The organism is Limnofasciculus baicalensis BBK-W-15 (assembly GCF_024178385.1).
Taxonomy (GTDB): Bacteria; Cyanobacteriota; Cyanobacteriia; order Cyanobacteriales; family Coleofasciculaceae; genus Limnofasciculus; species Limnofasciculus baicalensis.
In genome coordinates this window covers 1-13,037 of record NZ_JAMZMM010000094.1, presented here as the reverse complement: position 1 = coordinate 13,037, position 13,037 = coordinate 1, and the positions used below count along the sequence as shown (strand labels likewise).

The window sequence follows — 13,037 nt, the reverse complement described above, 5'->3', positions numbered from 1 at the left end:
TTGGGGGAAATCTGATTCGGTACGGATACGCAATGCGTTATGATAATGTGCGATCGCCATTTCCAGATTCTCTTTCTTATCCCCTGCTATTCTATTATTGTAGGCACTAGCCAGATTATTTTGAATCGTTGCCCAAGCTTGGGGAAAATCTGATTCGGTATAGATAGTCGCAACAGCTTCATAACCTGCAATGGCAATTTCCTTATTACTGGCGATATCCCCCAAAGGAAACTCTTGCATCAAATTACTGAAATTTCCAATAACCCTAGCAATATATGCCGCTTCTTCTGGTGTAACCTCACCAAACTTTTCCCTTACCCAAATTTCCAATATCTGGACTAAATTTTGATTCAGCTTATCCAGATTCTGTCGCAGGAGGGGGTAGACTGACTGAGGGCTATTGTCAGTTGCGACTGCTTGCAATATATATAGTAAGAAGTTGAGATAGTCTTCGCGTGTCGGTGAGGTTGAGGAAATTCCCAACCACTCTGCTAATTGACTGGCAAACTGTAGTAACCAATTCGCCGTATTTTCATTTCCCGCCTCTGCCATCTGTTGTGCCACTCCCACCATTACCTGCACTAACCCTTCATCCACCAATTCTGAGTTAGCTTGTAGTAACTGTACTTCCTCTCCGTTGGGGCAATTTAGGAGGGTGTTAATGAGGGTAAGATAAGCTTGTATTCGTTGTTCATCCATCTTCATTTGCTCCAGATATTTCTATTTTATATCCAAATTTTCTGTAGGGGCGTTAGCGAAGCGGGGCGTTAGCCCAGCATTTGCGCCATAGTTTATTGGGTAAGGGATCAGATTTATACGCAAATGCTTCGCCCTGATATATCGGGTAAGTGACAATATTTGTATGCGCCATTGTATATCAGATAAGCGATAACATTTATACGCAAATGCTTCACCCTGATATATCGGGTAAATGCCATAACTTATCGCCTTGCTGTTGTTGAGGCAGGGTGAAGCATCGGATATAAATATTCGGGTGAATGACATAACTTATCCCCCGAATGCTTCACCCCTACAAAAATTATGGGAATCGGATACATAAATTCTGCATATAGATTTATATTTTAGGAACCTCCACCACTTCACAACACTGATAAAACCCGCACCAACTCCCCTGTTTTTCCAACTTAACCCACAAATCCTCCAACCTTTCCCCATCCCAAATCGGTACAGGTTGCTCCTCATTTAATTGTAACCAATCAAAATCCCAATCCCAATCCACCACAATACCCAAAAACTCCTCCTGCCCCAGACTATCAAAGATCATTTCCTCACACATAGCCCCTGAATCAGGTATCAGTATCGTCTCTCCCATCAGGCGATTTTTCGGAGCAAAAGCAGTGGAAGGACAAATCACATACCGAGTCCCTAATCCCCGATTCAATAATAACAAATTTCCTCGATTTTCCGCTAAATCAATAAACATTGCCGAAGGAATATTTAACCCAATCGCAGGTTGTTCTCGCTGCTTCCCTGGTGGAACAACTAATCCTTTGCACTTACCAGCCGGAGTAAATCGAATCCAACCCGCAGGCGACATTGCTTGTTTTACCAATTCTCGCCAAAACCAATCCAATTTCCAGCGAGGAAACTGATAATCCCACAACCAACGATAAGCCTCCTGCCAAGCCCCATGTTTCCCCCTTTCTCCCTGAATCAACGGCGCAGTATTCACCCCATCCCCCGCCATTTCCTCACCAAAAGTATCCACTAACTTGCGAATTGCTGTCTTGACAGTAGTATTAATTGAGTTTTTACAATCAACACCCTTCAACTCCGCCATTTCACTCATTTTCTTAGCAATTTCCGGATGTCCAGGTTGAGACTCCCGACGGGTAAAGCGAAGGGGAAAGAATATTCTTTCTCTGAGATATTTATCCGTCAATTCACTAGGGAAACAACGACGAGTAATATCAGTCAGAAATTCAGCCTCTAAATTCATGGTGTTGCCTCATACTAATTTGAGAAAAACCCGCGCAAACAGAATCCGTAGGGTGCGTTATGCGAAAGCTAACGCACCAGCCACACTATTGTTTGAGAGAAACCCGCACAGGCGGATTTTATTTGTGTAGATGTGGTTGAAACCGTCTTCATCTATTAAACTAGCAAAATATTTCATCTTTGTCCCTAGCAAACCATCCCAAAACACCCAACAACTATTTCCTACTATTTCCCACAACTCATCGACATTTACTGTTATTTATAATAATTTACTCATATTCAGATACCCGACTCATTCAAAAAGCAGAGCATCAAGTCATCAATCATCTATTTACCAAAATACTAAATCCGTTTTCAGTAATTTTTACCATCAGCACAATAGAACTTATCCATCTTAATTCTGATAAATAAATTAAGCAAAATGCTAGTAAACAAAAAATCTCACCAGCAGAAAAAAAGAATCTGGATAATCATCGAATTCATCCTCCCAATCATAGTGGGATTCTTCAACCCCAACCTCGAAATAGGAATCAGCCTGGGCATTCTCCTCTGGGATTTACTCATGGAAGAAGATAAACACCAACCAGAAACAACCCCATACTTAATAGATGAAAGAGAAGAATCCAATAACCAATCACCAATCACGAACAACCAATAACCAAGAAAAAGACGGCAAATACACCTACTCTATTACGGTTCGCACCAATCCTGAAAGCCGCATATTTTCGTACATTAGACAGAGTAAACGCCAGAGCGTTGTGCCCAGAGGAAGGAGACTCCCACTGCTAGCCAGCGGAATGGGATATCTAAAGTCCACAGCAATTGCCCATCACACCCATAAAAAGGAGTAACCGAGCGCAATTAGCAGCACAACCGCCCTATCTCAGGTACGGGAAACCCCCCTTCATGAGATCGCCCAACGGCGTTCAGTATATAGATTGATAGCCAAGCCAATGGCAAAAGAAACTCCCTCAAGCTGAGGATTCACCCTGGCGGTGAAATCTGGAAGCCCCTTTATCAACCCCTATTTTTAGTTAAACAATCCTGGGACACTATTATGGCAAAAGTTGTTGGAATTGACTTAGGTACGACAAACTCCTGTGTAGCCGTTATGGAAGGCGGCAAACCCACCGTTATCGCTAACGCCGAAGGATTTCGCACCACCCCCTCCGTAGTAGCTTACGCCAAAAATGGCGATCGCCTCGTGGGACAAATCGCCAAACGTCAGGCGGTAATGAACCCCGAAAACACCTTCTACTCCGTCAAACGCTTCATCGGGCGCAAATATAACGAAATCACCCATGAAGCCACCGAAGTAGCTTACAAAGTCATGAAAGTGGGCGAAAATGTCAAAATTGACTGTTCAAACCAAACCAAGCAATTCGCCCCCGAAGAAATTTCTGCCCAAGTCCTCCGTAAGCTAGTAGAAGATGCCAGTAAATACCTTGGCGAAACCGTAACCCAAGCTGTAATTACCGTTCCCGCCTACTTCAACGACTCTCAGCGCCAAGCCACCAAAGATGCTGGTAAAATTGCGGGTGTCGAAGTATTACGGATTATCAACGAACCCACTGCCGCGTCTCTGGCTTATGGTTTAGATAAGAAAAGCAACGAAACTATTATCGTATTTGACTTAGGTGGTGGTACATTCGACGTATCCATCCTAGAAGTAGGTGATGGCGTATTTGAAGTATTAGCAACTTCCGGCGATACCCACCTTGGCGGTGACGATTTCGATAAAAAAATTGTTGATTTCTTAGCCGCAGAATTCCAAAGATCTGAAGGAATCGATCTGCGCAAAGACAAGCAAGCATTGCAACGCTTAACCGAAGCAGCAGAAAAAGCCAAAATTGAACTTTCTAGCGTTACCCAAGCGGAAATTAACCTCCCCTTCATCACCGCTACCCAGGATGGTCCAAAACACCTGGATACTACCTTAACCAGGGGTAAATTTGAAGAAATATGTGCCGATTTAATCGATCGTTGTCGCATACCTGTTGAGAATGCTGTCCGCGATGCCAAAATTGACAAGAGTGCCATAGATGAAGTGGTATTAGTAGGAGGTTCCACTCGGATTCCTGCCGTTCAAGAAATAGTCAAACGGGTATTAGGAAAAGATCCTAACCAAAGCGTTAACCCCGATGAAGTTGTCGCCGTGGGTGCAGCAATTCAAGCAGGTGTTCTCTCTGGTGAAGTCAAAGATATCCTCCTTCTTGATGTTACTCCCCTATCTTTGGGTGTGGAAACATTGGGCGGTGTCATGACCAAAATTATCCCCCGCAACACCACTATTCCTACCAAGAAATCGGAAACATTCTCTACCGCAGTAGATGGACAAACTAATGTAGAAATTCACGTTCTCCAAGGGGAACGGGAAATGTCTAACGATAATAAGAGTTTGGGAACTTTCCGCTTAGATGGTATTCCTCCTGCACCTCGTGGCGTTCCTCAAATTGAAGTGACTTTTGATATCGATGCTAACGGTATTCTCAACGTCATGGCGAAGGATAAAGGTACTGGGAAAGAGCAATCCATCAGCATTACTGGTGCTTCTACCCTACCTCAAAACGAAGTCGAGCGGATGGTTAAGGAAGCCGAATCTAATGCCTCTGCTGATAAAGAGCGTCGTGATAAAATCGATCGCAAAAATCAAGCCGACTCTCTCACCTACCAAGCAGAAAAGCAAATTAATGAACTCGGTGATAAAGTCCCCGCTGCTGATAAAACAAAAGTAGAAGGATTAATCAAAGATTTGCGAGAAGCAGTCCAAAAAGAAGATGATGAGAAAATCAAAACTCTGACTCCTGAATTGCAACAAGCCCTCTACGGTATCAGCGCTAATCTCTATCAACAAGCTGGTGCAACTCCAGATGGTGCAGCCCCTGGTGCTGGTACGCCTCCTGGCGGTGGTGCTTCCACTTCTAGCACTCCTGGTGGCGATGATGTGATTGATGCTGAATTCTCGGAAACGAAGTAAGCAACCTCTCCCCCAACCCCTCTCCTGCAAGGCGAGGGGAGCAATTCTCTGTTAACGCACCATTCTCAACCTCTCCCCCAACCCCTCTCCTGCAAGGCGAGGGGAGTATCTATGGGTAAGGTGCGTTAAAGTATAATTAATCCAGATGGGTACTTAGGAAAGGGCGAGAGCTATCGCATCAATTATGGTAACAAATCGGCAATTTTTTTATATATCTCCAGAAATCTATCTAGAAGGGGAGAGAGTCAGCCCAATCAAGCATGAATATAGACGGGGAGAAGTTTATGCAATGGTAGGGGCGAAGAAGCCTCATATCGTTTTGGGGACAAATTTAGCAACCTTGTTAAATATTCATCTTGCAAATAGCCCCTGTCTTGTTCTAACTTCAGATATTAAGGTGAGATTGACTGAAGCGAATTGTTATTATTATCCAGATATTGCGGTTGTCTGTGATGAAAGGGAGATTAATAATACCGACGATTTTATTCTTTATCCCATCCTTGTAATTGAGGTTTTATCGAAATCGACGGAAGCTTTTGATCGAGGTGATAAATTTATTGATTATCAAACCTGCCCTACTTTACAAGAGTATATTCTCATTCACCAAAACCAGAAGAAAATTGAATGTTATCGTCGTGAGGAGTCGGGGGTTTGGAAGGAACAAATATATGAAGTGGGCAATGAGGTGGAGTTTCGGAGTGTGAATTATCGCGGTTCGATTGATAATATCTATCGCAAAGTGCCTGGGTTGGTATGAGAGAAAATTAGCTCAGAGTCATGCTTCTGGTGGTAGGATGATTTGCATAATGTTGGCACTTTAGGCGTGTTGATTTTATTCTAGGTTATTGGCAACGCCTGTGCCAGATTTCTGAATTTCATGTTGTACAACTTCTAATGAAAGTTTTAACACTCTAGCAATTTGTTCAACACTCAATCCTTCTTTAACAAGTTCGGTAACAGCTTCTAATTTAACTTGTTGATAAACTTCGGACTCTTTTAATTCATTCTCTGGTAACTTGTTGCAAATATTACCTCTATTAATTTGTACGCCATTTACCACATTATTATTATACAAATTAAAACAATACCTTTGCAAAGCTGATTTAATATTAGATTTACTGACTTCTTCTCCCAATGCCGCTGATATGGTTTGCCATAACTTAGCCGCTAAATCCTTGATATACTTCTCGGAACGATGATTTTTTTTAGCGATTTCCGCATATTTCTGATGATCGAAGGCTCCCTCTAGGATAGCTTGCTGAAGATCGTCTAAATGTTCTCCAGTGTGAGAGAAGATTAGCTCATCTACTGTTGATACCAGCGATTGAACGTCTGATGGGTTCATAAGCTAAGTCTGAGGTAGGGATTCATTGGCTGTTATATTACATTATATGACCTAGTGCGACTTAATCGGTCTTTATATTATTTGGGGATTCGCTTCATATTTCTTAATCCTAACTTATATGACTTTATATGGCTTTTTTGGGGCTGGCGTGGAAGGTTTTAATTGTATAAGCTTAATTGTAGATTCGCTTAATCCAAGATATTGGGAATTGCGATCTACGATCGCCTCGCATTCCCCAACTACGCAGAACCTACTAAGTGAGATAACTGGGGATTGCCAATACAAGAAAAGCTAAAATATCTACCTCGATCGTTTCTGCGATCGCGTCAAGCCTTTAGGAGATTTAAAAAATGAAAAGTTTGTTATTAAGTAGTGTACTAGGGCTAACGTCAATAATAACAGCAGCAGTTGTGCAAAAACCTGCACAGGCTGCAACGATATTGATGGGTTCTTTTGATTGGCAAACATTACCTCCAGCAAATTTATTTGCTGGAACAGCTAATTTCATGCTGGACAAAGAGCCTTTTACTCAAGGGATGATAACTTTTCAATTTCCAGTAAATAATCAGATATTTTCAAGAAAGTTTAATATTGCTAACCCAGTTTTTGGAGAAAAATGGCAGATTAAAAGCTTTGATTTTGTCACCCCAGATTTGGGAATAAAGGCGGGGGATATAAACTTTATGGCTAACAAAGGAACTTATACCCAAGACGCTGGTGTTCCTGGTGGAGGAGGTGTAATGTTTTCTATAAAAAATTTGCAAACAAAACATGTACCCGAACCAACCTCCACCCTCAGCGTCCTCGCCCTTGGCACTCTAGGAGCAGCTTCAACCCTCAATCGTAAATTAAAACCATCTAAATCCACAGAAAAAGAAACTACAAAAGTAGGATAATTTGCCTCTTGTAAATACCACGAATTCCCCTTAATTAAGTGAATTGAGGGGGGTTTTTATCAAGATTTTAGATTCACCATTTTTTCTGCTAACATGGGTCATAAATTATAGATATTGTAATACCCGGTGAGTACGATCGTACCAAAAGAAACGCAAGAACCAGTTTAGCTTGATTGATAATGATAACGAGCTTGTAAAAAATAAACCTTATTTCCTGTTACTTTATAAACCAAACGATGTTCTAAGTCAATCCGTCGCGACCAAGTATCCACAGCAATATACTTAAGAGGTTCGGGCTTCCCTAATCCTGTAAACGGATCTCCATCCAAGATATCTGCCACTAAGTCTAAGATTTTATTGCCTTTTTTCGGTTCGTTACGATACCACCAAGCTAAATCTTCTTTAAAATCAGGACTAAAAACTGGAAAATAACCATGAATAGGATCGTTTTCAGCTTGCTCTGGCTTATTTTTTCTTTTAGGACTCAATTCCTAACTCCTCTTTCAATTCAGCTAATGTTTGAGGAGTTTGATCTTCTGTCTGGGCCCATTCTAAAGACCGAAATAAGCGTTTTGCATTTTCTGGGGATCGCAATAAATAAACAGACTCTAATAAAATCGAAAGCTCATCTTCAGCAATTAACGCCACATTTTTCTGATTACGACGCTTGATTACGATAATTTGATGCTCATCACACACCTCATCCAAGATACTCGCTAAATTCATCCTCGCTTGAGAGTAAGTGGTTTCTTTGCTTAACATTATTTTTTCATCCTTCTGGATAATTGTTCAGTCATTTGGCTGTTTGCAGGAGTTGAGTATCTATCTGTAGTGGCGTGTCAAGGCTAAAATGATGCAATAGATGTAGGTTGGGTAAGATACGTCAAGCCAACATAGCCTCAACCTAATGCACCATTTTAAGCTTGACGCGCCAGTAGGGTGCGTTATGCGAAAGCTAACGCACCCTTCCCATTACCCAACCTCTCCCCCAACCCCTCTCCTGCAAGGCGAGGGGAGTATCTATGGGTAAGGTGCGTTAAAGTATAATTAATCCAGATGGGTACTTAGGAAAGGGCGAGAGCTATCGCATCAATTATGGTAACAAATCGGCAATTTTTTTATATATCTCCAGAAATCTATCTAGAAGGGGAGAGAGTCAGCCCAATCAAGCATGAATATAGACGGGGAGAAGTTTATGCAATGGTAGGGGCGAAGAAGCCTCATATCGTTTTGGGGACAAATTTAGCAACCTTGTTAAATATTCATCTTGCAAATAGCCCCTGTCTTGTTCTAACTTCAGATATTAAGGTGAGATTGACTGAAGCGAATTGTTATTATTATCCAGATATTGCGGTTGTCTGTGATGAAAGGGAGATTAATAATACCGACGATTTTATTCTTTATCCCATCCTTGTAATTGAGGTTTTATCGAAATCGACGGAAGCTTTTGATCGAGGTGATAAATTTATTGATTATCAAACCTGCCCTACTTTACAAGAGTATATTCTCATTCACCAAAACCAGAAGAAAATTGAATGTTATCGTCGTGAGGAGTCGGGGGTTTGGAAGGAACAAATATATGAAGTGGGCAATGAGGTGGAGTTTCGGAGTGTGAATTATCGTGGTTCGATTGAGGATATCTATCGCAAAGTGCCTGGGTTGGTATGAGAGAAAATTAGCTCATCGACAAGTGTTACCAGCGATTAGATATTCAGTCAGGTAGATACTCAGGATTAACAACATCTTTAATCGTAAAAGGCGGATCGATCGGAAAAATATCTGAGGATAATTGATATTTCCGCAACATGTCCTCTCTGGCTATGTGGTAGCAATCCAGGAAAATCTCTCCTAACAGGGATCTGAGGCTTGGACTATCTTCAATAGAGAAGCTGATCTGCCTTCTCTGCTCAACAATTGTCTTGCGCCAACCTCTGGCATTATACGCTTTTTCTTCTTCCCAATACATCAGCTTGAGCAGATGCTCGATCAAAACAATTAAGCGGTTTTTAAGCTCTTTCCTTTCACTTCTACCCATGCTTTCTATTTCTTCAATTAAATTCTCCCAATCCACTTCTTCAAAGCGATTCTCTTTAATCAATTGCGTCGTTTTATTTATCCACAAATAAAAATCTTCCTCATAAAGGGTTTGATTGAGTTTGGATTGAGAATGGGTTACCATAGCAGTTTATCCTTTAAATTATTGAAATATAGCAGTCGCCAAGGCGCTTAGGAGAATTGGCTCTCAGCCCCTTGTTAAAATTTTCTAGCTGAGAATTTCCTCACCGCTGTGGCGGTTGCTATAACTTGCACATGACTTAGGTGGCGACGCTACTCATCGTGTGGATGGTTTGTTGGCAAAGGATAACGCACCCTAGAGTTGGAGGCTTTGCCTAAGTCCTGTTGCATTTATACTTAGCGGATGTCAGATTGAGATGGGCTATATATAATCCTATCAATTTATTCCCGTACAGAAGCAATCTGAGAAAATAATAAGTTTGAGCTGAGATAATTATCAGGATAACTTCAGGTAAGTCGTAGTTCTTTTTCACAAGGGTTTCAGTACTGACTGAGATACTTTATTTAGTGAGCCGATTAAGGTTTACTCAGTAAACATCCTCTCAATACTCAAAATTTAATTAGGAGTAACCCATGAAATTAGCTTCTCTCCTTACAGGTATGGCAATGGTTGGATTAGTGACTGCGGCAGATTTATCCTTTAAAGCGATTAATCCTTCCGTGTTTGGGGTTGCTCCTGCCCAAGCTGAAGAGTCTGGACCTTCAGCCCAAGAAAAAATTGATATGATTATCAAAAATAAAGGTCAGATTGGCAGTGGAGATCAACTCCGTCGCTTCTTCTTTGGTGATTTAGAACCACTTGCTGTTCAACCTGGTGGTGCGGGGATGGTGGTAAATCTATACAACAAAGCTAATAATGTTACCTTCTCTTACTGTTCCACTTATGATGTAGTTGTTGCTGTCAAGATGGGTAAAGTAGCTCAGTTTCCTGCCAGTGAAGTGAAGTAATCATAAAAACCCGGTTTCTGTAATTGTCTAGATCGATAAATCTTTAACAAAACTCAAAGAAACCGGGTTTTTTAACCTTTATTTGGTATAATACCTGACAAGCTTTAAACCAAAGCCATCGCAGTCAATAAATCGTTTAATGTAGGGTGGGCACTCCCCCTTAGAAGTTAAAAAGCTGATGATTACGTTAGTGGGGAGTGCCCACCAAAGCAGTTATTGCTTATGGTGCTGGTAAGGGTGCGTTAGCTCTGGCATAACGCACCCTACAGATAGAGACTTTAAACCAAAGCCATTGCAGGTTGAGGCCAACGTCCAACAGCTTTACCAATTACCGACATTTCTTGCACCAAACGGTCAAACCTTTCCGGTGTCAAAGATTGAGGTCCATCTGATAAGGCTTTCGCTGGATTGGGGTGAACTTCAATCATCAAGGAATCAGTACCCGCCGCGATCGCAGCCATTGCCATTGACGGAACATATTCCGCCCGACCCGTGCCGTGACTAGGGTCTATCATGATTGGTAGGTGAGTGAGCGATCGCAAAACTGGCAATACTGACAAATCCAGTGTATTCCGAGCATATTGCCGATCGAAGGTTCTGATACCTCTCTCGCACAGAATCACATTCGGGTTACCTGCTGCGAGAATATATTCGGCTGCCATTAACCACTCTTCAATGGTGGATGACATCCCCCGCTTCAGTAGCACTGCTTTATTCTGCGCACCTACTTTTTTGAGGAGGGAGAAATTCTGCATGTTGCGGGCACCAATTTGCACCACATCGGCTACTTCAGAAATCTTATCCAAATCTGCGGTATCCATCACTTCTGTAATGATACCCAATCCAGTGGCTTCCCGCGCTGCCGCGAGTAGTCCTAATGCACTTTCTCCATGTCCTTGGAAGGCGTAGGGCGAAGTCCGAGGCTTATAAGCACCTCCTCGTAGAAATTGTGCCCCGGCAGCCTTAACCCGCCGTGCCGTTTCCACTATCATTTCCTCATTTTCTACTGAACAGGGGCCTGCCACAATCACCAAAGGATGATGTTCGCTAAAATGAACATCTCCATTGGGAGTTGGCACTATCACATCACTAGCTTCCCCCTGACGATATTCGCGGCTTGCCCGTTTAAATGGTTTTTCAACCCGCAATACTTCTTCAATCCAGGGACTAACTTCTTGAATTTGTAATGGATCTAGAGAAACAGTTTCGCCGACTAAACCGAATACCACTTTATGCTTACCTACTATTTTCTCCGGAGATAAACCCCATCCAGAAAGTTCGTCGCTTACCCGACTAATTTCTACTTCTGGAGACCCGACTTTCATTACTACGATCATGTTTTATATATCCTACCAAAGTAATTTTTTGGTTATTTGTTGTTTGTTTTTGGTTATTTGTTGTTTGTTTTTTTATTTTTGGCTCTCTAGTTAACAAATAACAACTAATAACTAATAACTAATAACAACTAACAACCAACAACTAACAACCAATAACCAATAACAACCAACAACCAACAACCAACAACCAACAAGCTAATTCTTTTGTTTAGCCTCTTGTCTTGCCGCACGCCATGCGGATGTCATCCGTTCCAGATTTATTCTGAACTCTTGCCAACCCAAGACTGTGCCGGGATTATCTTCCTCCCAAGACGCAGAGAGGACACCATAGCTTAAACCCAATACTCCTAAACCCCAACAGCCGAGACTGGCGAACAGTACTGCCGGATTAGGTAATTTTATTCCCATGTTGTGGAATAAAAAATAGCTGACAACGAATATTGATATACCCAATACTGTAGGAATACCGCACAAAACTACCATCCGACGGATCATGCGATTGCTAACTGCATCAGGAATCTGCATCGATTCTTTAGTCGTCGATTTTTTGACAGCAGTAGTAGACTTCTTTTTGGCGACGGTAGCAGGCTTATCTTTATTTGGGGCAGTTTTGTTTGGTGCGGTTTCTTGTTGGGTTTGGGCTATTTTTTTCCGCTTTTTTTGCGGTTCAAAGGGTAATGGGTTTCGCGATGGTTCAGTAGACATGGGTTTAAATGGTGTGTGGGCTACTTTATCCCCTAATCTTTAAGCGTTGGAGTAAAGATTGATAGCGTTCTACATTTTGTTGCCGCACATAGCTTAACAAACGCTTCCGCTGTCCGATCATTTTTAGTAATCCTCGTCGGGAAGCATAATCCTTTTTGTTGGCTTGTAGGTGCAGGCTTAACCGATTAATCCGTTCCGTGAGCATGGCGACTTGGAGATCCGCAGAACCCGTGTCGGTTTCGTGGACTTGATAGCCTTGAAGGATTTCTTGTTTGCGTTCTTGGGTTAGAGTCATGGATGGACGGGTTTTTATATACTAGCAATCTATAATACTATCACTGTCACTCGGATGGTTGAAAGGCTGTTTGGGACTGCGGCGCTCATCTAACCACTGTTGGAGAATCAGAGCAGCAGCTTTACGGTCAATTAGGGCTTTATTCTCAGAGAGCGATCGCTTTTCTGTCTTAATAAGTTCTTCAGCTTCAACCGATGTCAGCCGTTCATCAGTATATTCTACTGGTAGCTGTAAGGCAAATCCTAACCGACGAGCAAATTTCTGGACTTTTCGCGCCTGATGGCCTAATGTCCCGTCCATGGTGTAAGGTAACCCGACGACTAGGATTTGGACTTCTCGTTGTTCGACTAATTCTCGCAGTTGAGCCACATCTTCCTCAAAGGAGGCTCGCTCAATTGTAAATAATCCTGTGGAAATTAGACCTGTTCCGTCACATCCTGCCACACCAATACGCTTGCTTCCTACATCTAATCCTAGTGCTGATATTTTTTGCATTAAT

The 13,037-nt window shown here is 42.1% G+C and carries 13 protein-coding genes and 2 pseudogenes; 5 read left to right on the top strand and 10 right to left on the bottom strand.

What is annotated here, in order from left to right:
• Both NJ959_RS11630 and NJ959_RS11625 read right to left on the bottom strand, forming a co-directional pair.
• Positions 1-699 (bottom strand): annotated as a pseudogene (locus NJ959_RS11630) (hypothetical protein); the annotation flags it as partial.
• Between the two features lie 376 nt (positions 700-1,075).
• Positions 1,076-1,960 carry a hypothetical protein gene (locus NJ959_RS11625; protein ID WP_254011917.1) on the bottom strand — a complete coding sequence of 295 codons (885 nt, stop codon included), beginning with the start codon at positions 1,958-1,960 and terminating at the stop codon, positions 1,076-1,078.
• A gap of 1,056 nt (positions 1,961-3,016) precedes the next feature.
• Here NJ959_RS11625 and dnaK point away from each other — a divergent pair.
• Entirely contained in the window at positions 3,017-4,936 is a 1,920-nt protein-coding gene (dnaK, locus tag NJ959_RS11620; RefSeq protein ID WP_254011916.1) for a molecular chaperone DnaK, read from the top strand.
• Positions 4,937-5,120: 184 nt separating this feature from the next.
• Positions 5,121-5,693: a Uma2 family endonuclease gene (locus NJ959_RS11615; protein ID WP_254011915.1), complete on the top strand. Its 573-nt coding sequence runs from the start codon at positions 5,121-5,123 to the stop codon at positions 5,691-5,693.
• Positions 5,694-5,768: 75 nt separating this feature from the next.
• Here NJ959_RS11615 and NJ959_RS11610 read toward each other — a convergent pair whose 3' ends face one another.
• Positions 5,769-6,281: a helix-turn-helix domain-containing protein gene (locus NJ959_RS11610; RefSeq protein ID WP_254011914.1), complete on the bottom strand. Its 513-nt coding sequence runs from the start codon at positions 6,279-6,281 to the stop codon at positions 5,769-5,771.
• A gap of 770 nt (positions 6,282-7,051) precedes the next feature.
• Between NJ959_RS11610 and NJ959_RS30680 the strand changes: the two are divergent.
• A pseudogene (locus NJ959_RS30680) lies at positions 7,052-7,177 on the top strand (PEP-CTERM sorting domain-containing protein); the annotation flags it as partial.
• 164 nt (positions 7,178-7,341) lie between these two features.
• On the opposite strand, the gene NJ959_RS11600 reads toward NJ959_RS30680, so the two are convergent.
• Together NJ959_RS11600 and NJ959_RS11595 are read right to left on the bottom strand one after the other, a co-directional pair.
• Positions 7,342-7,665: a Txe/YoeB family addiction module toxin gene (locus NJ959_RS11600; protein WP_254011912.1), complete on the bottom strand. Its 324-nt coding sequence runs from the start codon at positions 7,663-7,665 to the stop codon at positions 7,342-7,344.
• A complete protein-coding gene (locus tag NJ959_RS11595) occupies positions 7,655-7,939 on the bottom strand; it encodes a type II toxin-antitoxin system Phd/YefM family antitoxin (protein WP_254011911.1) in 285 nt (94 codons plus the stop codon). Before NJ959_RS11595 ends, NJ959_RS11600 begins: the two co-directional genes overlap by 11 nt.
• 333 nt (positions 7,940-8,272) lie before the next feature.
• On the opposite strand from NJ959_RS11595, the gene NJ959_RS11590 reads away from it, so the two are divergent.
• On the top strand, positions 8,273-8,845 hold the full coding sequence (locus tag NJ959_RS11590) for a Uma2 family endonuclease (RefSeq protein WP_254011910.1): 573 nt from the start codon (positions 8,273-8,275) through the stop codon (positions 8,843-8,845).
• A gap of 43 nt (positions 8,846-8,888) precedes the next feature.
• Here the strand turns inward: NJ959_RS11590 and NJ959_RS11585 are convergent, their stop codons facing one another.
• Positions 8,889-9,356, bottom strand: a complete 468-nt coding sequence (locus NJ959_RS11585) for a DUF29 domain-containing protein (RefSeq protein WP_254011909.1) — start codon at positions 9,354-9,356, stop codon at positions 8,889-8,891.
• Between the two features lie 470 nt (positions 9,357-9,826).
• On the opposite strand from NJ959_RS11585, the gene NJ959_RS11580 reads away from it, so the two are divergent.
• Entirely contained in the window at positions 9,827-10,201 is a 375-nt protein-coding gene (locus NJ959_RS11580) for a hypothetical protein (protein WP_254011908.1), read from the top strand.
• Between the two features lie 278 nt (positions 10,202-10,479).
• Here NJ959_RS11580 and aroF read toward each other — a convergent pair whose 3' ends face one another.
• The 4 genes from aroF to ruvX form a co-directional block, all read right to left on the bottom strand.
• A complete protein-coding gene (gene aroF, locus NJ959_RS11575; RefSeq protein ID WP_254011907.1) occupies positions 10,480-11,538 on the bottom strand; it encodes a 3-deoxy-7-phosphoheptulonate synthase in 1,059 nt (352 codons plus the stop codon).
• A 195-nt stretch (positions 11,539-11,733) separates the two neighbouring features.
• Positions 11,734-12,243, bottom strand: a complete 510-nt coding sequence (locus NJ959_RS11570; RefSeq protein ID WP_254011906.1) for a PAM68 family protein — start codon at positions 12,241-12,243, stop codon at positions 11,734-11,736.
• 25 nt (positions 12,244-12,268) lie between these two features.
• Positions 12,269-12,538 carry a 30S ribosomal protein S15 gene (gene rpsO / locus NJ959_RS11565; protein WP_254011905.1) on the bottom strand — a complete coding sequence of 90 codons (270 nt, stop codon included), beginning with the start codon at positions 12,536-12,538 and terminating at the stop codon, positions 12,269-12,271.
• A 21-nt stretch (positions 12,539-12,559) separates the two neighbouring features.
• Positions 12,560-13,033 carry a Holliday junction resolvase RuvX gene (ruvX, locus tag NJ959_RS11560; RefSeq protein ID WP_254011923.1) on the bottom strand — a complete coding sequence of 158 codons (474 nt, stop codon included), beginning with the start codon at positions 13,031-13,033 and terminating at the stop codon, positions 12,560-12,562.
• Between the last annotated feature and the right edge of the window lie 4 nt (positions 13,034-13,037).

What these genes read in the sequence shown, in the direction of transcription:
- NJ959_RS11625 (WP_254011917.1), bottom strand. Translation starts at nt 1,960, where the DNA reads ATGAATTTAGAGGCTGAATTTCTGACTGATATTACTCGTCGTTGTTTC.
- dnaK (WP_254011916.1), top strand. Translation starts at nt 3,017, where the DNA reads ATGGCAAAAGTTGTTGGAATTGACTTAGGTACGACAAACTCCTGTGTA.
- NJ959_RS11615 (WP_254011915.1), top strand. Translation starts at nt 5,121, where the DNA reads ATGGTAACAAATCGGCAATTTTTTTATATATCTCCAGAAATCTATCTA.
- NJ959_RS11610 (WP_254011914.1), bottom strand. Translation starts at nt 6,281, where the DNA reads ATGAACCCATCAGACGTTCAATCGCTGGTATCAACAGTAGATGAGCTA.
- NJ959_RS11595 (WP_254011911.1), bottom strand. Translation starts at nt 7,939, where the DNA reads ATGTTAAGCAAAGAAACCACTTACTCTCAAGCGAGGATGAATTTAGCG.
- NJ959_RS11590 (WP_254011910.1), top strand. Translation starts at nt 8,273, where the DNA reads ATGGTAACAAATCGGCAATTTTTTTATATATCTCCAGAAATCTATCTA.
- NJ959_RS11585 (WP_254011909.1), bottom strand. Translation starts at nt 9,356, where the DNA reads ATGGTAACCCATTCTCAATCCAAACTCAATCAAACCCTTTATGAGGAA.
- NJ959_RS11580 (WP_254011908.1), top strand. Translation starts at nt 9,827, where the DNA reads ATGAAATTAGCTTCTCTCCTTACAGGTATGGCAATGGTTGGATTAGTG.
- aroF (WP_254011907.1), bottom strand. Translation starts at nt 11,538, where the DNA reads ATGATCGTAGTAATGAAAGTCGGGTCTCCAGAAGTAGAAATTAGTCGG.
- NJ959_RS11570 (WP_254011906.1), bottom strand. Translation starts at nt 12,243, where the DNA reads ATGTCTACTGAACCATCGCGAAACCCATTACCCTTTGAACCGCAAAAA.
- rpsO (WP_254011905.1), bottom strand. Translation starts at nt 12,538, where the DNA reads ATGACTCTAACCCAAGAACGCAAACAAGAAATCCTTCAAGGCTATCAA.
- ruvX (WP_254011923.1), bottom strand. Translation starts at nt 13,033, where the DNA reads ATGCAAAAAATATCAGCACTAGGATTAGATGTAGGAAGCAAGCGTATT.